Raw genomic sequence first — 24,029 nt, 5'->3', positions numbered from 1 at the left:
GAGCCGCGTACCGTCGGGGTCGCGCGGGATGCATGAGTGGATGCAGGCCATGACCGACCTTCAGCTCATCCGACGTATCGAATGCCATGCGGCCGCGAGCCGGATCGCGTACGTCGAGCTTAAGTCCTCGCGGTGGATCTCGTACGCAGATCTATTGGGACAGGTGCGCGGGCGTTTTGTGGAGTTGTGTACCAGCGTTGGTGCCACCGATGTCGTGATGCTGCGGTGCGACGATCGCGTTGACTTCGCATCTTGGTTTCTCGCGATCCTCGCTTGCGGCGCCCGGGTTTTGCCCGTCGCGCCTGCACTCACCATGACGGAGCTCCGCAACATGGCCACGCGCGCCGGAGCGACGGCGATCGTCGCCGACGTCAGCACGCGAATTGCGATGGAGGAGTGCTTGCCCCTCAGTTGGGACGTTCATCGCTGGAACGGAAGTCCGGAAGTTTTTGACGAAGAGATGAACGGCCCGATTGCTGGTGATTGGGGTGACCTGCTGCTGTCCAGTTCCGGCACCACCGGCGAGCCTAAGATTGTCCACCGCACCGCGGCATCGCTGGACGCGGTGGCGCGCAACATGGTCGAGGCGATCGGGTTCGGCCGGCGCGATCATGTGCTGTCGTGCGTGCCGTTGTCGCACTCGTACGGCTTGGAACACGGCCTGCTCGCGCCGCTGTGGGCGGGCAGCACGGTGCACCTGTGCGACGGGCTCGATCTGCCGCAGGTGACGCGGGCGCTGGCCGGACCGATCACCGTTTGGCCGGCGGTTCCGTCGATGATCGAGATGCTGGCGGCGGTGGGGGATGAATCGCTGACGATGCCGTCGCTGCGCGTCGTCTACTCGGCTGGTGGGCCGTTGCCGCGGGCGGTGTACGATCGGTTCCAGTCGCGCTTCGGCGTGCGAGTCGGCCAATTGTATGGCATGACGGAGATTGGCTCGGTCACCTTCGGGTCGCCATCGTCCGAGACGTTCGAACCCGCCAGTGTGGGACGACCGATGCGCGGCGTATCGGTGCGCGTGCTGAACGTGGACGACGCCGGCCAGTCGGTCGCCCCCGGCGAGGAAGGCGAGATCGCCGTGCGGGCGCCGTCGATGTTCCGCGGGTACGTGGGGGCGGGCGCGGCCTTGGTCGACGGCCATTTTCGCACGGGCGACCTGGGGCACCTAACCGCCGCGGGCAACGTTGTCATTACCGGGCGCGTGCGCTTGCTCATCGACACCGGTGGGCTGAAGGTGAACCCGCTGGAGGTTGAAGCCGTGCTCGGCCAGCATCCGCAGGTGGCCGATTGCGTCGTGGTGCCCGTACGGCAAAGTGAGACGGTGCAGCGGCTGAAGGCGATCATCGTGCCGCGCGATGTCGCGACGCCGCCCGACGTGATCGAACTGCGTCGCTTCACCAAGGAACGCCTGGCCAGTTACAAAGTGCCACGGCTGTTCGAGTTCGCGCGGTCGCTGCCGCGCAACGATGCCGGCAAGATCAAGCGACAACTGCTGGAGGCACCGTGATGCTGCGAACGATCATCCTCGCCTGCCTCGCGTTCGCGTGCGGCTGCGCGGCGCCGAAGGAGGACATCCCGACCTATCCGCTGATGGACTCGCGCGCCTCGCTCGCCACCATGCGCGCCCGGGCCGAGCAGGTGCAGGACATCTCGGGCCAGGGCACGGTGACGCTGACCGACCCCAACGGCGGCACCGTGCAGTTCGACGCGGCGTTCGTCTTCGGGCCACCCGATCGGGCGCGCGTGCGGGCGTATAAGTTCGGGCAGGCGGTGCTTGACTTGACCGTGAATCCCGACGGCTTGTGGCTTTTCCTGCCCCGGCAAGATGCGCGGGCCGATCAGGTGCGCAGCGCTTCGGCCGGCACAGGGCGGGCGATCCGCCAGTGGCTGCAACTGCTGGCCGGTGACAAGGCGGGGGGCAGCGTGCAGTTGACCGGCCAGAAGCTGATCGTGACGCGGCACGAGGAGCTCATCACTCGCGGCGAGATCGACCGCCCGACCCTGACGGCCCGCAGTTACACCATGTCCGACCGCGACGGCACGCAGCACTTCAGCCTGACGCTCGACCGGTACCGCCAGGTGGGGCCGACGGTCTGGCCGGGGCGCATCGTCGCCACGAGCGCATCGGGTAAGATCGTAATTCAACTGCGCGACGTCGAGCTGAACGTCGCAGCCCCCACGGCGTTCGAACCTCCGCCGCGTGCGGAGCGATTGCCATGAGGCTGCTCACCGAGTGGCCGGCCCGCTTCCCGCGCACCACGTTGATCCTGGCGGCGCTGCTGACGATCGCGGCGGTCCTGTCGATGCTGCGCTTGCGCCCGGAGACGAGCATCCAGGGATTGCTCGACGAATCGCAGCCGGCCGTAGCGGCGATGGGGCGGGTGTTGGACCAGTTTCCGGTCGCCAACGAACTGCTGGTGCTGGCGACGCTGCCTGAAGGTGCTCAACCCGATGCGCAGCCGCTCATCGCGTTCGCTGAAGCCTTGCAACGCACCGCCGCCACCGATGCCGATGGCGCGCGGTTGATCGCGCGTATGCGGTACCGCGCCGGCACGCAGGAGCGCCAGTACATCGAGAAGGTCGTCGTGCCGGCCGGGCTGTACTACCTGAACGACGAGCAGTTTGCGGCCGTCATGCAGCGGCTGTCGCCCGCGGGCATGCGCGAGCAGATCGCGCAGAACGAGGCCGCCTTGGCGGCGCCGGGGCCGGCGATCGGGGCACTGGCCAAGGCGATCGCGCGCGATCCGCTTCGGTTGTACGAGTTTCTGTTGCAACGGCTCTCCTCTCTGAACGTGCCGGGCGGTGGCGGCGGCGGCGGCGGTGGCGGTGGCGCGACGCCCGGCAGCAACGGCGCGTTCCTGTCGCCCGATAATCGCAGCCTGCTCATCCGCATCGAAGGGGTGAAGCCGACGGGTGACTTCAGCTTTGCCACCGACATCACCGCAGCCGTGCGACGATTGACAGCGGCGGCCAACGCCGACGGGCTGCGCATCGACATCGCCGGTGGCTACGCGGTGGCGTCGCACAGCGCCACCATGATCCGGCGCGACTCGATCGTCGGTGTCGTGTCGACGGTCGTCGGATTGGCGGTGCTCTTCGCGCTGCTCTACCGCCGACCGGTGCGACTGTTCATCTTGGCGTTCGCGCCGGTGGCGTGCGGCATCGTGTGGGGATTCGGCGCCTACGCCCTCTTCCGCGATACGATCACGCCGCTCGCTGCCGTTGTCGGTGGGGCGCTCGGTGGCATCGGCATCGACTACACGATCCACTACGTCATCGCCTACTTCGCGCGACGGCAGGGGCAGGCCAACAGCGCCGCCGTCGCGATCGCCACGTCGCGGCGGCTTCTGTCGCCGATGGTGGCGGCTTGCCTGACGTCGATCATCGGCTTCATCACGATCGCGATCTCACCCGTGCCGGTACTGCGCGACTTCGCGATGGTCGGCACGCTCTGCCTTACCGGCTCGTGGCTGGCGGCGACGGTTGTGCTGCCGGCGCTGCTGGCGTGGCGCGACAACGGCACCAGTGGCATCGTCACGCTGCGCCTGCCCGTCGCGGCGATGCTGGGTGGCGCGCTGTCGAACCGGCCGCGGACCTTCATCGCTGCCGCATCGTTGGTGCTGCTGGCGGCGGCGGCGTGCCTGGCGGTCGGTGGGGCGGCTTACCGGTCCGAGGCGGACCTGACGTCGCTCCACCCGCGGCCCAACCCGCCGTTGGATGCCCAGCGGTTCATCGCGACGCGCATGCAGAGCGCTGCGGGCCCGATCGTCATTTATTTGAACGCACCTTCAGCCGACGAGCTGGTGCGTCTCTCGCACGACGTGCAGCGCCGCCTCGATACGCCGGCCGTGCGGGCGGCGGGCATCAGTGGCGTCTTCGGGCTGGCGTCGCTCGTGCCCGATCCCGCCGTGGTCGCCCAGCGACAGCCGATGCTGAGCGAAGCACTGGCCGACCGCGTCACGGCCGACTTTCAAACCGCCATCGCCGCCAGTTCGTTCGACCCTGCCGGTTTCGCGGGCTATCGCACGTTCCTGTCGCAGCTGCTGTCGCCGGGCGATGCGCCGACGGCCGCGTCGCTCGTGCGGTACCCCGAACTGGGCCAGCTGCTGCTGCCGCGCGACGCACTGGCCGGTGGGCCGATTCGCGAAGCGGTGACGGTGCTCTTCTTCCGCGAGCCGCTCGACCGCAGCGAGACGCGCGACGCGGCGCTCCGCGCAATCGGCCCGGCACTGGCCGGCATGCCGGGCGCCACCATCACTGGCATGACGCCCATCTCAGCCAACGTCGAAGCGGCGGTGCTGCGCGATCTGCCGCGGCTGATCGCTGCGGCGCTGGGCGCGATCGGCATCTACCTCGCTCTGCAGTTTCGATCGCTGAAGCTGGCGCTGCTGGCGATGCTGCCGACCTGCCTCAGCCTGCTCTGCGTGCTGGCGTTCATGTCGATCACCGACACGCGGCTGAACCTGGTCAACAGCGTGATGGCGCCGCTGCTATTGGGCATCAACGTCGACTACGGCATCTTCGTCGCCACCGTCTGGCGGCAATCGAGGGACCGCCGCGAATTGGAGGAACACTTCGCGCCGCTGGCCACTGCGCTGCTGACCTGCTGCGCGACGACGTTCATCGGCTTCGGCTCGATGGTGCCCGCGAGCATTCCGGCGGTGCAGTCGCTGGGCCTGCTGATCAACGTCGGCGTCACCGCCTGCGCGGCCGCCACGCTGCTGCTGATCTGGCCGATGATGCTGATGGTGAAGGGGGAAATGCGGAGTGATGAGTGATGAGTGATGAGTGATGAGTGATGAGTGCGGAATGGAGCGGAGCCTGAAGTGTGACGCTTTGTTTTCCAATCCGCACTCCGCATTTCCGTCCCACTTTCCTCCCCATCGGTTCGCTCCTTGTTACAATGTGGATCGTGGCCGACCTTCCTGACATTCCCGTCACCATTCGTGCTTATCAACCACAGGATCAGGTGGCGTGCAGACGGCTCTATCTTGACGGCATGGTCGCCGGGGCGAAGCTTGCGGCGAACGATACGGGGCTGGACATCGACGACATCGAACGCGCCTACGCGGTGGATGGCGGCAATGGGTTCTGGGTCGCCGTGAACGAGGTCGGTGAGATCGTGGGCATGATCGGCGTGCAGCACTTGGAAGAGGGCGTCGGCGAGATCCGCCGACTGCGCGTGCGGGCCGACGCGCAGCGGCGCGGCATCGGGTCGAAGTTGCTTGTGCACGCGATCGCGTTCTGCCAGGAGATCGGCCACCTGAAGGTTGCCCTCGGCACCAGCGTGGGCACGCTGCCGGCAGTGAAACTTCTGGAAAAATTCCATTTCCGCCTGAATCGGAGTAAAACGATCGCAGGCAAGGAAATGTCATACTTCTACCTCGACTTCTACTCGCGCGGGGCCGACGACGGCGATCGCCGGAAGTCGGGGTAGCACCTGTGCCGGCCGAGCGCAATGGGGTTGCGACGGCGCATCGTTTGGGGCCATCAAATCACCGAGGTATTCGATGAAGCGAGTGACGGGACTGATGTGCGGCGTGATGATCTGCATCGGCGCGGGCTGCGCGCCGACGTACTACCGCGTGGTCGAGCCGGGCGCGCCCGATCGGCCGTACTATACCAACAGCTACAAGGTGAGCTCCGGCAGCGTGACGTTCGTCGACCTGCGCACGGCCGACACGGTCATGCTGTCGTCGGCGGCGGTGCGGAAGGTCAAGGCCGGCGACCTGCCGTCCGACCTGAAGCCGGGCAAGTGATCGATCGCCGTCGCGCCGGCCTGGCGCGACGCGAGGGATTCGCATCCTTATCTTACGTTCAAGGGAGGCGCCATGGTTGCGCTGCGTTGCGGGGTCGTGTTGTCGATGTTAGTGCTGGCGATCGGGTGCGGGCCGACGACGCTGCAGGTGCGCAGCACGCCGCCCGGCGCAACAGTGATGGTCGATGGCAACGCCGTCGGCACCACCCCCACGCCGGCCAAGTTCGACTTTGGCAAGAAGAGCTTCTACGAGGTGTCGGCCAACAAGGTCGGCTACATCGGCGCGTCGCAGACGGTGGCCTCGGGCAGTGCGATCGCCAAGCGAGGGTACGTCAACTTCGACCTCATCCCCGATCAGGCCTACACGCAGACCACCGTCTCCGACGCCGCCAACAACTGGCGGCGCATCCAGGTCGACAAGCAGTTCGACAAGGCGGCGGCGTGGCAGCGCATGATCGATTCCGTCACCACGCGCTACTCCAACCTCGAACAGATGGACCAGGCCAGCGGCTACCTGCGCAGCGTCGGCCTCACGCGCACCTTCCGCACCCCGGGCCGCGGTGAGTTCTCGGTCCGCACCTACTTCATCGGCACGATCGCCCAAGCCGAGCCGCTGGTCTACAAGGTGAAGATCGTCTCCGAACGCTCCGAGGTGCCCGGCATGTGGGAACCGTACGACCGCGTGTTTACGGGTGACCAGGAGCTGATCGACGAACTGCAGAACCGCCTGGGCACGAAGTGACTTCTGGATCATCTCGGCATCCCATCAACGGGTGGTTGGTTCGGCGGATGCTGGCGACGCTCGCTGGCATCTACGCGTCGTGGCTGGCGTTCATGGCGACGCACGAGGCGGGGCACGTGTTGCACGCGTGGCTCGTTGGTGGCACGGTCGATCGCGTCGTCCTGCCGCTCTGGGGGTTCTCGAGAACCGATGTCACGGGTGGCGCCAGCCGGACGTTCATCGTCGCCGGCGGGCCGGTGTGGGGCGTGCTGTTGCCGGTGATGCTCTGCGGCGTCGTGCGGGGCATCCGCAAATCGTTGCCGGCGTGGCTGCGGTTCTTCTGCGGCTTCTGCCTGATCGCCAATGGCGCGTACATCGGTGTTGGCTGGCTCGAACCCACCGGCGATGCAGGTGAACTGCGTGCGCTGGGTGTGCCGATCGCGCTGATGGTCACCCTCGGCGCTGCGTCGGTCGCAGGCGGGCTCTGGATGTGGCATCGCGTGCCGAACCCGTTCCGCAGGCGTCACGATACCGGCGCGCTGTCCTGAGTCGGCCGCGGGGCGTCTGGCAGGCACAGGTCCGCTTCCGTTCCCTTCGACGGCACCGCTGCTTCGGTTCCATTCGTCCGCGCCCGCTCGGCCTGCATGTAATTCCTGGAACCGCGCGGCACCTTCAGAATCGCGAAGTCCATCTCGCTGTTGATCTCAGCGCCGATCAAGAGCACCAGCGCGTCCAGGTACAGCACGACCAGCAGGATGACGACCCAACCGGCGGCGCCGTAGTTCTCCTCGTAGCGGCTGCCGCTGAAGCGGTTCACGTATTCCTTGAACGCCAGGCCCAGCAGGAGCCAGACGACCATCACGAAAATGGCGCCCGGCGTGGCGGGGCGGTAAGGACGCTTCACGCAGGGGCCGAAGTGGTACATCAGGCCCACCAGGAACATCACGGCCCCGAGCGCGATCGCTCCGCGAATCAGGTCGAAGCAGAAGATCAGCGGGATCGCCACGCCACGGCTGAACTGGTCGGCGATCCATTGCCGGCCGGCGGGCCCGGTGGTCAGCAGCGTCGTCACGCCGATGGCCAGCAGCGCCATGACGATCGTCAGCCCGAATGCCATCGGCCGGCGCTTGTGGTACGCGCGCACCTGCTTCAGCTCGTAGCACTTGTCCAGCGCCGCCATCGTCGCCGTCACGCCACCGCTGGCGATCCACAGCGTCGCCAGCAAACTGCCGAGCACCACCCATCCTGTGCTTCGCCGCGATCGGTCGGCAGCGCCGAGATTGGTCGCGTTGCTCCAGACGGCGTCGGCCAGTCGGTCGGGCAGCAGGGCGTGCAGGATGACGGACGTATCCACCGCCACATCCCGATGCGTGGCCCCCGGCAACAGCGGCACGACGTTCAAGATCAGAATGACGAACGGAAACAACGCCAGCAGCCACGCGTACGCCAGCGTGCCGGCGAACATCGGCAGGTGATCGTCCAGCGTCTCGAACCAGACGCGCTTGGCGAACGGCACGACGCCCACTTCGCGCACGATCGTCGGCACATCACGCAGGCGGGCCATGGATGTAATTGTCGTCTACGACAGGGACGCGGGAAAGAGGGTGAACAGCGAGGAACATCGTGAATTCAGGAGAATAAGCATCAGGGAACAAAGATTACGCAGATTGCGCAGACTGGTTGAACCCAAATCTGCGTCATCTGCGTAATCTTTGTTCTAATCTCTGCCTTACCGCTCGTACCCGCGCGGATGATCCTTATGCCAGTTCCACGCGCTCTGCACGATCGACAGCGGGTCCTTGTGCTTCGCCTCCCAGCCCAGCACGTCCTTCGCCAGCTTCGGATTCGCATACAGCGCGATCGCATCGCCCGGCCGCCTTGGGCCATACGTCACCGGGGCCTTCTTCCCCGTCACCTGCTCGGCCGTCGCGATGATCTCCTTCACGCTGAACCCCTTGCCCGTGCCCAGGTTCGCGAAGACCTTCTTAATGCTGTCCAGCTTCTCCATCGCCAGGATGTGGGCATCGGCCAGATCTTCCACGTGGATGTAATCGCGCACGTTGGTGCCGTCGGGCGTGGGGTAGTCGGTGCCGAAGACGGTGATGCCCGGCCGCACGCCCATGATGGCTTGCAGCACGACGGGGATTAAATGCGTCTCCGGATCGTGGTCCTCCCCGATGCTGCCATCCATCGAGCAGCCGCTGGCGTTGAAGTAGCGGAGGGCCGCGAACTTGAAGTCGGTCCACTTGCCGTTGGCCAGGTCCATCAGGATGCGCTCGACCATCAGCTTGCTGTGGCCGTACGGGCTGACCGGGTTCTTCGGCATGTCCTCGGTAATCGGCACGCTCGGCGGGTCGCCGTAGGTGGCGCAGGTGCTGCTGAAGACGAAGCGGTTCACGCCCGCCTCCTGCATCACGCGCAGCACGTTCACCGTGGTGGCCACGTTGTTCTGGTAATAGCGCAGCGGCTCGTCCACGCTCTCGCCCACGTACGCGAACGCCGCGAAGTGCATGACGGTGTCGATCTTGTGGGTCCGCAGCGCATCCATCAGCGCCAGCGAATCGTTCAGATCCGCCCAGACGACCGGCACGTCCAAAATCTTCGCCACCGCCTGATGCCCGCGCGAGAGATTGTCGTAGATGACGGGCTTGTGCCCCGCCTCCTTCAACCGCTTCACCGTGTGCGACCCGATATAACCCGCTCCACCCGCGACAAGGACGTTCATGTTTCAGTTCTCCGAAGGTTCGTTGACGAGCGGGAAGTATAGGGCAGAAGCCGTGCGGGCGGAACGATTCGAAATGACGCAACGCACATCAACACGGGCGGGATATCCCGTGCGCAAGCAACGGGGACGTCCGATGCAGCGAATGAGGCGACGGGCTTTTGCCTGGGTGAATGAGGCTCGGAACCGATGAAGGCGTTTCGATGAACATCGAATAGTCGTCTGAAGCGCACCGGCCGCTAAGGTGAAGCACCGAACCCGACCACGGAAGCGAAATGCGTCTGGTAAGAGAGGGAGGCCAAATGCGGTGCGCGCCAACTTCACCCTTGACCCCAAACGGGATTCATAGTCGGGTGGTTATACCGCACTGCCGGATGGCCGCCGCGCTTCGAATCCATCTGCGGTCTCACTGGTTACATTCGCGCCATACTCCGCAAACGCGTCTCGCACGCGCGGCGTAGCAGCACAACCAAAAACGTCGATACCCGACCAAGGAGGGTCGTGCGAATAACCGCCGTGATGCAAGTCAACCGCACCAAGAACGGCGATCAGCGCGTCCTCGGCAGATTCAATGGGATCGCACTTGAAAATCGTCACACCGGATTCAAGATCATAACGCCATTCCCCCCTTGAACGATGCACCGCATCGAAAGCCGCTCGATTGGTTGGCGAATCACAAATCCATACGTGGAGCTGCTTCGCCACCGCGTCGAGCCGGCTACCGAACTCACGGTCAACAACGATTGCGACTTTGTAAGGACGCGACATTTGTGCGGTATAACGTGATGGCGATCAACGGCCGGGCCGGCGCACGCGCGACTCGCGACCACCAGTAACTATACCGCCGGCACGGTCCGTTGCATTGCCGGGTTATACCGCCGGCCGTTCCGCCGCGTCGTCTTCGACCATCAGGACTTCGCGCGTCCGATTCTCACCCGCGAGTTTCCAGAGCCAAATCTGAACGCTGCCAGCGACGCAGAAGAACTCGCGAAACATCTTGCCGTCGCGGCGATACGTCCCGCGTAGCTCGTAGGGATGCCACCAGTTGGGCTTCTCGGGGTTCAGTGTTTGCAGAATGCCGTCGGTGACTACCCGCAACTCGGCATCGCTCTCGCCGGAATGGGTCTCAATGAGCGTCATCGTGAGGCGGGATAACTACTATTAGCCTGACCGACGGCGCAAATTAGCATGCCGGCCGGGGTCGGGACGATGGGTTGACCAACGCGTGCGCCGCACGGGGTTACGGGCCGGGGCCCCGACGGGGGGCGGTGCAATGGCCGACCGGCGCATGGCCGTTGGCATGATAATCGGCGCGGGTGGGGGGAATGTCAAACGTCGGGGCGTTAGGGCAGGGGCGGGGGGTGGGACGCAGGTCGTTGACGCGGCGGAGGACCAGAAAAGGGGGACCAGAAAAGGGGACATCCAGAATATCCGTGGGCGGTGTTGGGCCGTCAACGGTCGGGCGTGGATATTCTGGATGTCCCCTTTTCCTCACCCCGGCACGGTGTATCGTACCGTGGCACCCGGCTCCGTTCAGTTTACTATCGTCACCGGTCCGCTGCTGCGGCGGGTTATGCGACAGGCCGCGTGGCCCGTGGCAAGGGCGAGGCCCGCAAGCAACGTGACATCGAACAGGAGGTACGGCCAAAGGATGACGACCTCGCTGCTGTACCCGCCGCCGTACCACAGGAACACCCACGGCCACCCGAGCATGTCCTCCATGGTAACCGAGATCCGCCGCTCCCCGATCGGAGGAATGCTAGTGCGGAAGAGCGGAAGAGCGTTCAGCGCAACTCCGACAGCGGCGACAGCGGCGGCCGTCGGCCAGTGCATCGCGAGCCGAGTGCGGGATCGAGCGTAATCCAGCACCGGTCGGTTTTCGGCTTCCTGCGGCATGCCCTCCATTATCTGGTCGATCCACCTGATAAACAAACGTCTACCGTCCAACCGTTTGGCGTGGTCTAACCATGGCCGGGTGGGACACTTTCGCGTCGCGAGAGCCCGCTGGGTGCCACGGTTTGGTACGCCAAGCCGTGCCTGCCGCACGCCCGAGACACGGCTTGGCGTACCAAACCGTGGCACCCGAACGCTACGGCAAGGTGCGCCCTGCTCTAAAGGACACAGGCGGACATGCGCGCGCCCTCGTGTGGAGATCCGAACGGGGGCGAGCGGAGTTCCGCAGGGGGGCGTGCGGAGATCCGAACGGGGGTGAGCGGAGTTCCGCAGGGGGGCGTGCGGCGTTCCGCAGGGGGCGTGCGGAGTTGCGCGGGGCGGCGCGAGGGGGGTGGGGAGGGTGGGACGGGCGGTATTCTTGGACGTGCATCGATCCGCGCGGGGGCTGGCGAATTCCGATTAAGTGGGGCAGGCCGAACGACGATGGGAGGGGTGTCCTCGCGATGTCGTGGCTCGTCCGGGTGGTCCGGGTGGTGCGCGCGACGGGACGGCGGACGCCTGACCCGAGGTACACCATGAGCGGCAATTTCTTCCCAACCGGCAACGCGAAGTTTCGCGCGTACTGCCTGACGTTCAAGACCGGCATCGACACGATGGGCGCAGCGGCCGGGCTGGCTCCTTTGCAAGTCGCGACGTTCGGTGCTCGGTTCACCGTGTTCGATGAGCTGCTCGCGCAATGCGAGAACAACGAGTTTCGCACGCCGGTGAAGGTCGACGAGCTTCACATCGCCAAACGACAGTTGACCGCCGATTTGCGGGCGTTGGCGGGCGTGGTGCAGCGGCACCCGGGCACGACCGACCCGATGCGCACGCAGCTGGGCCTGCCGATCTACAAGCAGCCCAGCCCGCAGCCGCCGATCGCGGTGTCGCCTGGCGTGGACATTACGGACACGACGGGCCGGACGATCACCGTGGACGTGCACGACAAGACGACGAAGCGCGGCAAGGCGGCCGGCGCGGTGGCGGCGTGGGTCTACTGGTTCGCGGGCGAGACGTACTCGCAGAACCCTGGCGACTGGGAATTTGCCGGTGCCGCGACGCGGCCGGGCTACAAAATCACCCTGCCCGACAGCGTGGCGCCCGGCACGATGGTTTGGCTGTGCGCGGCTTGGGTATCCCGCCGCCAGGAGGCGGGGCCGGTGAGTTTGCCCGTACCTACCCGCGTGCAGTTCGGCGGCGTGGGGGCGAAGGCGGCGTGAGTGGCAGAAGGATGAAGTCTGAATGAAGAAGCGGCGCGGCCTGTGTGGCGCGCCGCTTCTTTGTTGGTCCTTCCGCGCTCCGTACTGACGAGCCGCGAGCGTGAGCGACCGGGATCTGGAATTCGTCGCTAACGCGTCCGGCTCGTGCGGGCGACGCGTTACGGCTTGGCCCGCCATTCCTCCCACACGTCCTTCAGGTTCAGGAAGTCGAGCATGTGTTCGTCGAAGACCTTCTGGGCCTGCGGATCGGAGAGGGGCAGGCGGAGTTCGTTGATGACCTTCGTGCCCATGCCGATCCACTCGCGCCAGCTTTCGGCCGACACGTTCGCGTAGATCATCTGGCCCATCTTGTTGCTGAACGGCGGCCGCGGCAGCTTTGTGCCGGGCTGGCCGGTGCGGCGGTCGAGCACCTGGCCTTCGCCAACCTCGATGGTGCGGTTGGCGCTCTTCAGCATGGGCACGGGGGCGCCCAGTTCCTCGAGCATCTTGACCATCTCGTTGCGCGGCAGCACGTCGCCGCGCTCGTCGGCGAGCAGCACGCCCTGCGTGAGGCGGTCGATGGCTTCGCTCTTGAGGTCCTGCTTGAGCAGAGCGGTGGCGATGAGCTGGTAGGCCTTGGAGAGCTTGTTGTTGAGCACGAGCGTGTGCTCGAACGACTTGACGGCCTCGTTGTACTGGCCCGCGTCCAGATACGCGCGGCCGAGCGAGAAGTGCCCCAGCTCGTTCTTCGGGTCGTCGGCGGCCATCTTCTTGAATTGATCGATACGTTCCTGTGAGGTCGGCATGGGCTGGTCCTTCGTGTTGAGCGGCTACTTTAGGGGCGAGCCCGACGTCGGTGCAAGGTCGCGCGCCCGGCCGAGGAACGTGAGCTGGCCTGTGGCGCGGTCGAACCGGTAGACGTTCCGGTCGGGCTGCCGCTGCGCATAGTAGGCGAACAGCTCGGCATTGCGATCGCCCAAATCGTGTGCACGGATGATGGCGGCGTCGTCTGGCCAGGCGGTGGTGACGTTGTAGACGGGTTCCTCGTGGGGCGTGGCATAACCGGGCGTGTAGCGAAAGAGGACGATGGCGGGGGCGTCGACGGCGTCGGGCAGGGCGTAGTGAACGGCCCGCATGGTGGGCCAGTCCATGGCCTCAGCTTCGTTGTTCGACTTTGTTTGCGGCAGCGCGATTATCAGCGCATACGTCGTCGACAGGAACAACAGCGTGGCAACGGTCGCGCGGTGACGCGGGAACCATTGCTCAACGTCACGCAGGCCCAGCATGGCCAGCATTGCGATCGCCGGCACGACGAGGTTCGAGTATTGGGGCAACAGGTGCGCGTACGGTGTGTACAGCAAGACGAACAGGAGCAACGCTGCCAAGAGCGTCCAGCGACGCGCGGTGGTGAGCCCGGTGAAGCCCAGGAAGAGCGGCACGAGCAGCGGCGCAGCAGGCAGGGTTGCACCCACGAACACGGACAGCTTCTCTCGCCACCAGATCTTCGCGTGTCCTAGCTCGGCACGGTTCCGAATCAGCGGGACCACGCCAGTATCGTAATACTCAACCTTTTGCAGCAGCGCCGTCTGCGGGCGCACCGTGGGGTCGAACGTGCTTTCCAGATACCCGAACTGGGGCTGGTTGATGCGCACGTACTCGTCCCACGGCATCGTCGACCACGAACCGGTCAACCCATGGTTGAGCACCAACTGCAGCGACAGAAACGGCGCCGCAGAGACGACAAGCAGGCCTGCGGTGAGCGCGATGCGACTGACGCGAGCGACCTCGACGCCATCACGAGGTTCGCGCACCAATCGAACGAACATCGCTATGCCGATCGGCACCAGGTAGCACAGCGCGTCGACCGGGCGCGTGATGGCCGCCCATCCGCCCAAGGCCCCGATCACCGCCACCCAACCCATGTGCATCGTGCGGCGCCATCGGATCCACGCGACGAACGCGAGCAAACCCAGAATTAGCATGACCTGGTGCGACATGACCATGAACGCGGTCATCCGGAAGGGTGCCAGCGCGATCATCCACATGGCGGCCAGGATGCCCGCTTCACCGTCGATCAGTTCTCGCACGACCCAATAGGTTATCGCGACGATCGCGGAGACGGTCAGTAAGGGCATGAGCCACGGATCGAGCCCAAACCAGATGGTTGGGAGGTAGAAGAGGCTGCCACCCGGGAAGTACATCGAGGCGTAGACCGGCTTCACGAAGATGTGGAACGATTCGAAGAAGTCGGCGAGCGGATGCGACGGTAGCCAAAGCGCCCCGTGCGCCATCATGCGTATTTGCAGGAGGTGCATGAACTCATCGTGCATTCGCGGATGCAACTCGCGGTCGATGTAGACCGCGTTCGCGTAGAGATAGATGCACGTCAGCGCCCCGATCGCTATGGTCGTCATTCGCGTCGCGTCGCGGGACGGATCGCGCAACCGTTGCTGGACCTTCCAGATTCGCGACGAGACCTGGGGCAGCATCCCGATCAAAAGGATGGGTATCAGCGGAAGGTAACGCGACGCGCCTTCGGTGCCGTTCAGTGCGGATCCAAACCAAACCGCCACCAACAACAGCACGGCCCGCAGGGTCCAAGCTGCCACCTTCGGAAATGCCATCACCATTCCATCCGCCCCCGTTGTGCCTACTAGCGCTGGTCGGCCACGGCGAAACCAGTGCCGCCCGCGCGACCGACGGACGACCATGTGCGTGTGCGGCCCATTCTAACGGTTGCCGGGACTTCCCCCATGCATCAGCGAGAGCACCTCGGCGCGGCTGCGCGCGTCGCGCTTGAAGCTGCCGCGGAGGGCGCTGGTGACCATGGTGCTGCCGTGCTTCTTGGCGCCCCGGATCGTCATGCAGGTGTGGACGGCCTCGATGACGCAGGCGGCGCCCAGCGGGGCCAGTTCGGACATCAACGCGTCGGCGATCTGCGTGGTCAACCGTTCCTGCACCTGCGGGCGGCGGGCGTAGCCTTCGACCAATCGCGCGAGTTTCGAGAGGCCGACGACCTTGCCCTGCGGCATGTAAGCGACGTGCGCTCGGCCGGTGAACGGCAGCAGGTGGTGCTCGCAGAGGCTGTGGAACTCGATGTCGCGCAGCAGCACGACCTCGTCGTACTGTTCGGTGAAGACGGTCTTCAGGTGCAGGCGCGGGTCGGTGTGCAGGCCGGCCATCAGCTCGCCATAGGCGCGGGCGACGCGGTTGGGCGTCTTCAGCAGGCCCTCGCGGTCGGGGTCTTCGCCGATGGCGATCAAAATCTCGCGCACGGCCTTTTCGATGCGCGGGTAGTCCAGTGGCGCGACCGGCAAGGGCGCGGCGTCGCTGGCGTCGTCGAGCACGTCGTCGTGGGCCATGTCGGTTGTGGGCTTGTCGTTGCTGGTGGGAAGGCTCATCGAATCTCTCCTGTGCGGCATTATAGGCCAAGCGGTCGGCGGTTGCGGCATGGGCGTGTGCGGGCGTATGCTTGAGGCATGCGAGCACTCCTCATCGGCGGCACGGGATTGATCAGTACCGGCATCGTCAAGCACCTGCTGAACCGCCGGGCGGACGTCACCGTTTTCAACCGCAGCAAGCGGGAAAACACGCTGCCGGCGGGCGTGAAGACGATGGTCGGCGATCGCAACGCGGTGGATGAATTTGTCAATACTTTCAAAAATGACCGCTACGACGTCGTCATCGACATGATCTGCTTCAATCCCGACCAGGCCCGCGCCAGCGTCGCGGCGTTCGGCGGGCGGTGCGAGCAGTTCATCTTCTGTTCGACCGTGTGCACGTACGGCACGAAGGTGCCGCCGACCGTGCTGGTGGATGAGACGTTTCCGCAGGAGCCGATCAGCGGTTACGGCCGCGGTAAGCTCGAGTGCGAGCAGATCTTCATGAAGGCCCATGCGGCGGGCAAGTTCAAGACGACGATCGTGCGGCCCAGCTGCACCTACGGACCGGGCAATCCGCTGATCGACAACCTCGAATCGAATCCGGCCTCCTGGGACCGCGTGGGTAAGGGCCTGCCGATCCTTTGCACCGAGGGCGGCCTGGGCCTGTGGGTCTACACGCACCGCGACGACTGCGGCAAGCTGTTCGCCTACGCCGCCGGCAATCCGAAAACCTACGGCCAGGCGTACAACGCCACGCGCGATCAGAACATGACCTGGACGGAAAACATCCGCGAGATCGCCCGCGCGATCGGCAAGCCGGCGCAGGTATTGTACATGCCTGCCAAGTGGGTGGCGGCGCACGATCCGGCGCGGTTTGGCCTGCTGCGCGAGATCACGGCGTTCCACGGCGCGTACAGTTCGGAAAAGGCCAAGCGCGACGTGCCCGAGTTCCGCTGCGAGATTGATTTGAAGACCGGCGCCACCGAGACGCTGGCCGACATCCGCCGCCGAGGTGCGTGGAAGAACGGCGAGGAGGATGCGCTGTACAACACGATGGTGGAACAGGCGCTCAAGGCTGGCGTGGAGCCGGTGGAATTAACAGCATAGCGTGACGCCCGCGCGTCAACGCGCTGGCTGCACCGTACTCACGTTAGAATCGCATCATCATGAAAAGCACGGTGGCCACCAGCACGAACCACGGCGCGGCCCCGAGCACGATCTGTCGGTCGTGCGGCATGCGCTGATACGTTCGGCGACGCACGATCAGGATGAACACCGTCGGGATCATCGCGATCAAGTACGTCCATAGCAGCAGGATCTGCCACGGAATGCGCGCAAGTTCGCGCGTTGGAACATCAGGGGCCACAAAAATGAGCGTGAACGCCCCGAACGTTGCGGGAATGCAGCAACCCAACAGGCACGTGATCCACCAGCCCAGCCGCTGGTCCACCAACCCCACCGATAGCTTCAGCTGTTGCCCACATTCCGGGCACATCACCGATTGTAATTGTCGCAGGTTGTAGCCGCACCCTGGACATGGCACATCGCGCGTCTGCAGGTACTGAACCAACGCCTCGCCATCCAGCATCGCCGGTGTCTTCGCGAACTCTGTGCTCATGTGATTCCCCTTTGATTATCACTTACTTGAACACGCTGAAGTATTCCTCGAAGAACGCCTCGCGGTCCACTTCCATTGCGATGCGGTGAGGGCCGTCGGCCGAGGCGACGAACGGCGTGCGGCCGCCGAGCTTCTTGTCTTCATTCACCTCGACGGTGATCGTGCCGGTGGCGTACTGGCACAGCTCGGGCTTGAACAGCAGCGCCGCGGCCAGGGGGTCGTGGAAGGTCATGTGCTTATGATCGCCGCTGAACCACGCGGTGCTCATCTCGCGGACCAGCTCGAGCAGCGGCCCGGTGAAGCGCTGGTTGACCTCGTCGGCGTCCAGCTGGCACTTGGCCGTCACGTCGAGGCCGACGCTCAGGTGGCCCTTGGGCACACGGGCGTAGGTGATGGCGGTCGCGATGCTGTCCACCTTGCAGTTCCACTCGTTGTCGCCCCACGGGTGCGGGCGACTGAAGACGCCGGCCATCGAGACCATGTCCTTCAGCAGCGACGGGATCTCTGGATCGAGCGCGAACAACGTCGCCACGTTCGTGAACGGCCCGACGCTGAGCAGCGTGATCTCGCCCGGCCGACTGCGGATCGTATCGCGCATGAACTCGACGGCGGTGCCCTTGCGGAAATCGGTGCGGTGCGGGCGGTGCTTCACCGGCTCGTACTGCGGCACGTTCGGTTGGCCCGTGCCGTGCAGCAGGGAACCGCTGAGGCCGGCATGTATCGGCACGTTTGGTTGGCCGGCGGTCTCGCAGAGCATCTGAACGAGCGCGGCCCGTTTGGCGACGTCGCCGCTAACCGTGGTGACGCCGACCAGTTCACAGCGGGGCTGGCGAAGCAGGTAGGCCAAAGCGACGGCGTCGTCGATGTCGCTGCCGGGATCGGTGTCGAGCAGAACGGAGATTCGGTCGGCCATGATTCGGGTCCTTTACGGTCGTTGCTTGTTCTGTCCGGATGCGGGATCGTAACGTAGGTGCCCACGTTTTGACTACTCGCTGGGTTGCGTGCCGGCCGTGGTGGCAGGGGGTTGCTGCGGCGCGCCGCGGCGCTGCTGCAGCATCCACTCGTACAGTTGCGGGTTGGAATAGGTGGCGGTCCAGGAGTCGTGGTCGGCCTCGGGGAACAACGTGAAGCGCACGCGGCCACCGATCTCCCGCAACGCCGCCACCATTCGGTAACTGTCTTCAGGGAAGACGACCTCATCCTTCCCGCCATGAGTGACCCAAGTGGGAATGTCTTTGATGCGCGCCACGTCCTTCGGGTCACCCCCGCCGCACACGGGCACGAGGGCAGCGAACTCGTTGGGGTATGCCGTCGCTACGCTCCAACTGCCGAAGCCGCCCATCGACAGGCCGGTGAGGTAGACGCGGTCGGGGTCGATGCGGTATTTGGCCTTCACCTCGTCCAGCAGGTCGCGCACCATCTGCACGTTCCAGCGATGCCGTGCGGGGCACTGCGGGCTGATGATGACGAACGGCAAGTCGCGGCCGGCGCGGGCCTCCTTCGGTGGGCCGTGCTTCAGCACCTTCGTCACGTCGCTGCCACGCTCACCGCTGCCGTGCAGGAACAGGATCAGCGGCCACTTTTTGTCCGGCGACGTTTCGTAGCTATGGGGTAGCGTCGCAACGTACTCGTAAGGCTCGAGCTGATCGATGCGCTTTTTCAGTTCGTACCAGTACGCATCGTCGCGCGCCTGCGGGCCGTTGCGCTGCAGCGCCGGCTCGCCGGGCTGCATCTCATGAAGGCCGGCCAATAGGATCGCCAGGTGGCCGTTCTGCGAGGTCATCTGCCGCAGCGACCACTTCACGTTATCCACGATCTCTTCCGACCGATCGCGTCCCACCGCAGGATCGATGCCCAGGCCCGGCGGCAGCTCGATCGTGGCCTGTAGCGTCTCCTTGCGCCACTTCACCTCTTCGGGCGCGCGGTACAGCGTGACGTACCGCTTCAGCGGCTGGCCGTCGTCCGGCACGATCGACACCACTGCGCCGTAGCGCCCAGGTGCCTCGGCGGACGTAACGGGATTGAACTTCGCATCGTAGAACGTCGTCTCGATCGTGTACGGGCCGATGAGGTCTTCAGCGAAGCGGAAGTCTTCGAAGTCGACCTGTGGGAATTGCTTGCCGTGAAACACGAACGGCGTAAAGCGAACCTCCAGGTTCTCAATCGCGCTCGTGCGGCTCTCGGTTAGGTCGGGCAGCGTGACGCTGCTGGCAGCCTCGCCATCGACCGCGACCTCTAGCGTGCCGTACTCATCGCGCGGAATCGGCAGCACAAGGCTGGCGGTCGCCAATCGTCCCTGAGTGGTCAACTTGCCCGTGGCGACGACCTTCCCGGCGTCGCGCACTTCTACGGCCTTGCCCGCCAGCGCAGCCGGCGCGCCGACGTTCACGCGGGCTCGGCGGAATCGCTCGTACGCGCCACTGCTGGCGACCGCGGTCACTGTGGGGGCGGCGTTCGCGTCCGCCAGGCGAAGCAGCATCATCTTCGATGAATCGCTGTTCGCCCCGGCGATCGGGTAGAGGCGCAGCTGCCGCTTGCGCGATTCCTCGTCCACATCGTTCACCTGCGCCTGCACGCGCACCTCGGCGCCCTCCGCCGGGGTGATGCCTAGCTGCGCCCACGGCACCCGCGCCTCAAGCACATAACCTTGATCGGTTTTTCCAATGGCGCTGGTCTGCGTCGGCGCGTCGGCACGCGCTTCGGCGGGGCGGTGATCGATCGTCTGCGTACGCGGCTGCGGGTGATTTGGGTCCAGCCCAGGCGCGTAGATGAACTGCACGCGCCGCGTGCCATCCCCGTTAGCGATGAACAGCTCGATGCCGTCGCGCAGCCACAGGGTGTTGTCGCGGTCAGACTCGGCGAGCGTGCCGTCGATGACGTCCACGCGCACCAGCAATCCTTCATCGTCCCAGCCCAGCCGTACCGTGGCATCATGATCACCGTACGGCCGGCGATCGGGGGCTGCTTCAGTAAGCACGTTGGCCCGCAAGCCGCGGTCGGCCCAGTCGTCCGTAGCGCCGTCGATTTGAATCTGACCCACCTGCGGCAGCGCGATGGCGGGCGGCGGCGGCGCGGGTTTGGTTTGAGCATGAACGGTGTTGAGGGCGGCAAGGCTGGCCAGCGTAAGGGCGGCGATCGAAACAAGACGTAACGGTTGCGGTAGCGGCATGTTCAAACTCCCGGAGATGCAGGATGCGAGGCGGCGATTAGCACCGCACGCGCGCACGCTGTCAAGCGGTGGATGGGCTCACGTTCACCGAGCGGCCGCTGCAGTGGGCGCGGGCGTCTCCAGCGTGATGCGGTTCACGTACGTGCCAGCAACGTGGCCGGCGCTTTCGAACCCGCGGCCAACGCTCGTTGCGGCGAGCGTGATGTACATGCTGGCCACCGATCGCTCACCCCGTCCGCCCAGTGAAAACTCAATCGCGTTCTGCGGCACGCCCCAGCCGCCCGCCGGCGATAACGCGGTACTTGCCTGCGCCGCCCAATCGTGCAGCGTGATGCGCGCCAGCGGCAGGTCGCCGTCCTCATCGAACAGGGACATCGTCAATGGCGCGTCGGGATTCAACCGGCCCGTCGCCAGCGTTCGGAATGGTCCCTTCTCGCTCGCCCGCGCCTGCACAATGTGAAACCGTCGATCTGCATCGATGTACGCGAACCGCGCGGGCGCATCGTCCTGCGACGTGAACGCGATGCGCTCCTGCGGGCATGGTGAGAACGCGACCGACAGCCGACGGTGGCCGGCGATGTGGATCTCGGTGAACGTGTTCAGATGCGAGTAGATCGCCGTCGGCAGCGTGCTGGTCGCCATGATGTGGACGGCTGCGCCATCGGTGGCCGCGTCGACTTGCAGCGATGACGTGCCGTCGTCGGCGTAATGCAGTGCGGCGCGGCTGTGCGAAGCATCACGGATCATCAAATGACGCGGCGGACCGACGCGAAGCGCCCGCAGCGCGAAGCAGGTCCAGAACCGGTCGGGCGAACGACTGGTGAACGTGAGCAGCGGGTGCACGCTGATGATCCCCCGGCCGGCCGTCACGTCGAGCGAACCTTCGCCAGGATGCACCGCCACGTGGTTCGTCAGTCGTACGACAGCGCGCGACGGTTGTGTCGTCGTGGGCAAGGCCAGCAACGTCGTTGCGCTGACTTCCGCCGCCGCCGCGGCAGTGCTGGCACGTGTCGACGCCAGCGGCGCCCGCAGCGCGGTCGTCATCACCACGCCCACGGCGACACCGGTTGCCACAGCCATCGCCGTCCCAACTCGGCCCGGCCCGTGTCGCCGCAACTGTGCCAATGCCAACGCCACCACGCCCGCCGCCACGATGCACGCAAGTGCTGGATAGCGGCCGGAGATTGGGTACAGTCCCACGCAACACACCGCCGCCGCGAGATACATCGCCATCAGGCCCACCAGCACGCTGCACGCTACTCCAAGACGCTTGCGAAATCCGGCGACCATCGCGATCAGGATGACCATCAGCACAACCGCGGGCATCGCGCGGTTCGTCCAGAAGCGAACGTGCGCCATCGCGAAGCCGCCCGGCATCATGGCGAGCCACGCGCCCGCTGCCAGCGCGTGGCAGACGAGCACGAACAACCACAGCAACCGCGAGTAAAGCGCCATCAATCGTCCTGGGTCGGAAACGCGATTCGGTAGACCACCGCATCGGCATTCTCGAAGATCGGCACGAACACGTCTCCAAGCCCGTTCGCGAATTGCAACTCAACCGGCTCGGCGATGGCCTCGCGCTTAGCAATGTACAAGTACTGCGCGCCCGCACCGCGCAGGTTCTCCAGCCACACGTGCCGCTCGGCGCCCGCCACCGTGTACGGCGGTATGAGGCGGATGATATCTGCCCCGTTCAGGCTTTGGCCGTATAAGGGTGGCAGATCGTGCACGTGCGACACGTTCGGCCGCAGTGGCGCGTACGTCAAACGGCGCGCGTTGTCGTCGCCGAACAGGGGGTAGACGTTCACCGTGTTGCCGATCGCGACCGTCGCTTCGGGTGGAATCTCCATGTTCACGAACGCCCACGCGTCGGCCGGGGTGCCGAAAATGTTGCGCCAGGCGTTGGGGCGATCGGTGAGGTAGTCGGCGACGTATGCGTGCCAGCAGACGTAGATCGCCAGCGATCCCACCACCGCGCCGACGATCGGCGACGACGGATACCACTGCACGCGCGGCAGGAACCGCCGTGCGACCACGATCGCCATCGCAGCGACGGCCACCAACAGGCCGGCGGTGGCGAATAGAACGATCGACCCGACGTGCGATTGCTCGAACGCAGTGGCGATTGCAAGCACCAGCAGAAACAACGCCGCGGGTAGCGAGAACGCGACGCTCGGCAGCAGTCGCGCTATCGTTACGCCGGCGGCGATCAGCAGCATTGCGAACAGCGGGAACAGGAACCGCGACTCCGCGAACGGCGCGGCTGCGACGAAGAGCGCGATGCCGATGAACGGGCCGATCAGGAGCGTGCGCTCCATCGGATTGGCGAGCAGTTGACGGGCACGGAATGCGATCATTGACAGAGCCAGCAGGGCCGCCGGCACCAGCAGGATGGCAGGCAGGCTGAAGTACGTGCCGGTCAGGACGCGCCAGACGAGGGCCGGTGAGACGAGCGCATCATCGCGCCTGGAGGCGAACATGCCCTCGAAGATCGGAATGCCCAGCGGGCGCACGTCGATCGGGAAGAGCGGGTTGCCGGTCAGCAGCCAGTTTCGCAGGTACCACGGACCCGCCAGCAGTGTCGCGACCCCGATAGCGGTCAGCCAGTGACGGGGTCGCCATCCCGCGCGCAGCGGGGCGTCGATCAGCAACAGCAGGACGGGCACGATCAGCAGCACCGTGTACTTCATCGCCAGCAACAGCCCGATCAGCACGCCGACGCGCACCGGGCCCGCGGATGCACGCAACCGATCGATACCGCACGTGGCGATAATCGCGATGAAGAGCGCGACGACGAACAGGTCGTCCTTCGCCAGCGTTGCCTCGCTGATCGTCGGCCGCGACAGGACGACCGTTGCCGCGATGGCAATTGCGAGCATGCGCGGCACCGACATCGCCGTGCAAAGTGCAACCGTCGCGACCCCGATGAGCGCGACCGCCGGGATCTGCACGAAACGCGCCAGCACGTCATGGCCGAACGGCAGCACCAGCCAGGCGATGAACGTTGACCCTGCCAGCGGCGAGTACGTGTTGGCCGGGTTCCAGTGCCAAACGTCGTACAGTGACAGCCGACCCTCCTGCAGCCATTGCACGGCGGCCGGCAGATGGTAGGCGAGCGTGTCGTTGGCCAGCACGGGCACGAACCGCTGTTCGTAGATGTACGCTGCTATAAACCCGATGGGTAACGCGAGTAGCGCTGCCGTGATCAGCGAATGCCACAACGGCTTCGGGGGCGTGTCCGACAGCGGGGCGTTGGGAGTGAACGCCCCGCGCCCGCCCGCCCACGCCATCGCGCCACCGCAGCCAATCGCAAGCGTGTAAACGACGGGCACGTTCAGGCCATGCAGCAGGCCGGCGACGCCGATCGTGGCGTACTGCACGAGGAACCAGAGCGTGAGCGTGTCGAGCCATCGCATCGAATCGTCGCCCGACGCCGTTCGGCGGGCGAGCCGCCATGCCCCCAGCAGCACGATGACATTCACGGCGAGAAAGCCGACCAAGTTCACTTCTTCTTCAAATCCGGCCAT

General features: G+C 65.4%; 22 protein-coding genes. 9 read left to right on the top strand and 13 right to left on the bottom strand.

Annotation, left to right across the window (positions count from 1 at the left end; all coding sequences use genetic code 11):
* Positions 1 to 28 precede the first annotated feature (28 nt).
* The 7 genes from VGN72_09160 to VGN72_09130 all read left to right on the top strand — a co-directional run bounded on the left by VGN72_09160 (position 29) and on the right by VGN72_09130 (position 7,027).
* Positions 29 to 1,507, top strand: coding sequence for a class I adenylate-forming enzyme family protein (locus tag VGN72_09160; GenBank protein ID HEV7299518.1), 1,479 nt, complete (start codon positions 29 to 31; stop codon positions 1,505 to 1,507).
* Positions 1,507 to 2,220, top strand: coding sequence for a hypothetical protein (locus tag VGN72_09155; protein HEV7299517.1), 714 nt, complete (start codon positions 1,507 to 1,509; stop codon positions 2,218 to 2,220). Before VGN72_09160 ends, VGN72_09155 begins: the two co-directional genes overlap by 1 nt.
* Positions 2,217 to 4,778, top strand: a complete 2,562-nt coding sequence (locus VGN72_09150; GenBank protein HEV7299516.1) for an MMPL family transporter — start codon at positions 2,217 to 2,219, stop codon at positions 4,776 to 4,778. The genes VGN72_09155 and VGN72_09150 overlap by 4 nt, the downstream gene beginning before the upstream one ends.
* A gap of 134 nt (positions 4,779 to 4,912) precedes the next feature.
* Complete coding sequence (locus VGN72_09145; GenBank protein HEV7299515.1) at positions 4,913 to 5,437, top strand: GNAT family N-acetyltransferase; 525 nt, start codon at positions 4,913 to 4,915, stop codon at positions 5,435 to 5,437.
* A gap of 73 nt (positions 5,438 to 5,510) precedes the next feature.
* The gene (locus VGN72_09140) at positions 5,511 to 5,759 is read left to right on the top strand and encodes a hypothetical protein (protein HEV7299514.1); all 249 of its coding nucleotides are present in this window, start codon (positions 5,511 to 5,513) and stop codon (positions 5,757 to 5,759) included.
* 72 nt (positions 5,760 to 5,831) lie between these two features.
* Complete coding sequence (locus VGN72_09135) at positions 5,832 to 6,500, top strand: PEGA domain-containing protein (protein HEV7299513.1); 669 nt, start codon at positions 5,832 to 5,834, stop codon at positions 6,498 to 6,500.
* 47 nt (positions 6,501 to 6,547) lie between these two features.
* Positions 6,548 to 7,027: a hypothetical protein gene (locus VGN72_09130; GenBank protein HEV7299512.1), complete on the top strand. Its 480-nt coding sequence runs from the start codon at positions 6,548 to 6,550 to the stop codon at positions 7,025 to 7,027.
* On the opposite strand, the gene VGN72_09125 is transcribed toward VGN72_09130, so the two are convergent.
* From VGN72_09125 to VGN72_09105, 5 genes are all read right to left on the bottom strand, one after another.
* On the bottom strand, positions 7,003 to 8,043 hold the full coding sequence (locus VGN72_09125; protein HEV7299511.1) for a YihY/virulence factor BrkB family protein: 1,041 nt from the start codon (positions 8,041 to 8,043) through the stop codon (positions 7,003 to 7,005). The genes VGN72_09130 and VGN72_09125 overlap by 25 nt on opposite strands.
* 165 nt (positions 8,044 to 8,208) lie before the next feature.
* A complete protein-coding gene (galE, locus tag VGN72_09120) occupies positions 8,209 to 9,204 on the bottom strand; it encodes a UDP-glucose 4-epimerase GalE (protein ID HEV7299510.1) in 996 nt (331 codons plus the stop codon).
* Between the two features lie 354 nt (positions 9,205 to 9,558).
* The gene (locus VGN72_09115) at positions 9,559 to 9,969 is read right to left on the bottom strand and encodes a hypothetical protein (GenBank protein ID HEV7299509.1); all 411 of its coding nucleotides are present in this window, start codon (positions 9,967 to 9,969) and stop codon (positions 9,559 to 9,561) included.
* A 102-nt stretch (positions 9,970 to 10,071) separates the two neighbouring features.
* A complete protein-coding gene (locus VGN72_09110) occupies positions 10,072 to 10,341 on the bottom strand; it encodes a hypothetical protein (GenBank protein HEV7299508.1) in 270 nt (89 codons plus the stop codon).
* A 393-nt stretch (positions 10,342 to 10,734) separates the two neighbouring features.
* Positions 10,735 to 10,923 carry a hypothetical protein gene (locus VGN72_09105; protein ID HEV7299507.1) on the bottom strand — a complete coding sequence of 63 codons (189 nt, stop codon included), beginning with the start codon at positions 10,921 to 10,923 and terminating at the stop codon, positions 10,735 to 10,737.
* A 746-nt stretch (positions 10,924 to 11,669) separates the two neighbouring features.
* Between VGN72_09105 and VGN72_09100 the strand changes: the two genes are divergently transcribed.
* Positions 11,670 to 12,353 (top strand): hypothetical protein, encoded by a 684-nt coding sequence (locus tag VGN72_09100; GenBank protein HEV7299506.1) that lies wholly within the window; start codon positions 11,670 to 11,672, stop codon positions 12,351 to 12,353.
* A 158-nt stretch (positions 12,354 to 12,511) separates the two neighbouring features.
* On the opposite strand, the gene VGN72_09095 is transcribed toward VGN72_09100, so the two are convergent.
* The 3 genes from VGN72_09095 to folE form a co-directional block, all read right to left on the bottom strand.
* Positions 12,512 to 13,138 carry a Fe(2+)-trafficking protein gene (locus VGN72_09095; protein HEV7299505.1) on the bottom strand — a complete coding sequence of 209 codons (627 nt, stop codon included), beginning with the start codon at positions 13,136 to 13,138 and terminating at the stop codon, positions 12,512 to 12,514.
* Between the two features lie 24 nt (positions 13,139 to 13,162).
* Complete coding sequence (locus VGN72_09090) at positions 13,163 to 14,956, bottom strand: hypothetical protein (protein HEV7299504.1); 1,794 nt, start codon at positions 14,954 to 14,956, stop codon at positions 13,163 to 13,165.
* Between the two features lie 105 nt (positions 14,957 to 15,061).
* A complete protein-coding gene (gene folE, locus VGN72_09085) occupies positions 15,062 to 15,733 on the bottom strand; it encodes a GTP cyclohydrolase I FolE (GenBank protein HEV7299503.1) in 672 nt (223 codons plus the stop codon).
* Positions 15,734 to 15,811: 78 nt separating this feature from the next.
* Here folE and VGN72_09080 point away from each other — a divergent pair, with 78 nt between their 5' ends.
* Positions 15,812 to 16,822 (top strand): NAD-dependent epimerase/dehydratase family protein, encoded by a 1,011-nt coding sequence (locus VGN72_09080; GenBank protein ID HEV7299502.1) that lies wholly within the window; start codon positions 15,812 to 15,814, stop codon positions 16,820 to 16,822.
* A gap of 43 nt (positions 16,823 to 16,865) precedes the next feature.
* On the opposite strand, the gene VGN72_09075 is transcribed toward VGN72_09080, so the two are convergent.
* From VGN72_09075 to VGN72_09055, 5 genes are all read right to left on the bottom strand, one after another.
* Positions 16,866 to 17,333: a hypothetical protein gene (locus VGN72_09075; protein HEV7299501.1), complete on the bottom strand. Its 468-nt coding sequence runs from the start codon at positions 17,331 to 17,333 to the stop codon at positions 16,866 to 16,868.
* Between the two features lie 22 nt (positions 17,334 to 17,355).
* Complete coding sequence (locus tag VGN72_09070) at positions 17,356 to 18,246, bottom strand: nucleoside hydrolase (GenBank protein ID HEV7299500.1); 891 nt, start codon at positions 18,244 to 18,246, stop codon at positions 17,356 to 17,358.
* 72 nt (positions 18,247 to 18,318) lie between these two features.
* Positions 18,319 to 20,502 carry a sugar-binding protein gene (locus VGN72_09065; GenBank protein ID HEV7299499.1) on the bottom strand — a complete coding sequence of 728 codons (2,184 nt, stop codon included), beginning with the start codon at positions 20,500 to 20,502 and terminating at the stop codon, positions 18,319 to 18,321.
* Between the two features lie 84 nt (positions 20,503 to 20,586).
* On the bottom strand, positions 20,587 to 21,957 hold the full coding sequence (locus VGN72_09060) for a hypothetical protein (protein HEV7299498.1): 1,371 nt from the start codon (positions 21,955 to 21,957) through the stop codon (positions 20,587 to 20,589).
* Positions 21,957 to 24,029, bottom strand: a complete 2,073-nt coding sequence (locus tag VGN72_09055; GenBank protein ID HEV7299497.1) for a hypothetical protein — start codon at positions 24,027 to 24,029, stop codon at positions 21,957 to 21,959. Before VGN72_09055 ends, VGN72_09060 begins: the two co-directional genes overlap by 1 nt.

The sequence above is a fragment of the Tepidisphaeraceae bacterium genome (assembly GCA_035998445.1).
Taxonomy (GTDB): Bacteria; Planctomycetota; Phycisphaerae; order Tepidisphaerales; family Tepidisphaeraceae; genus DASYHQ01.
Note: the sequence above shows the minus strand (reverse complement) of the source record. Positions and strands in the feature narration are given on the sequence as shown.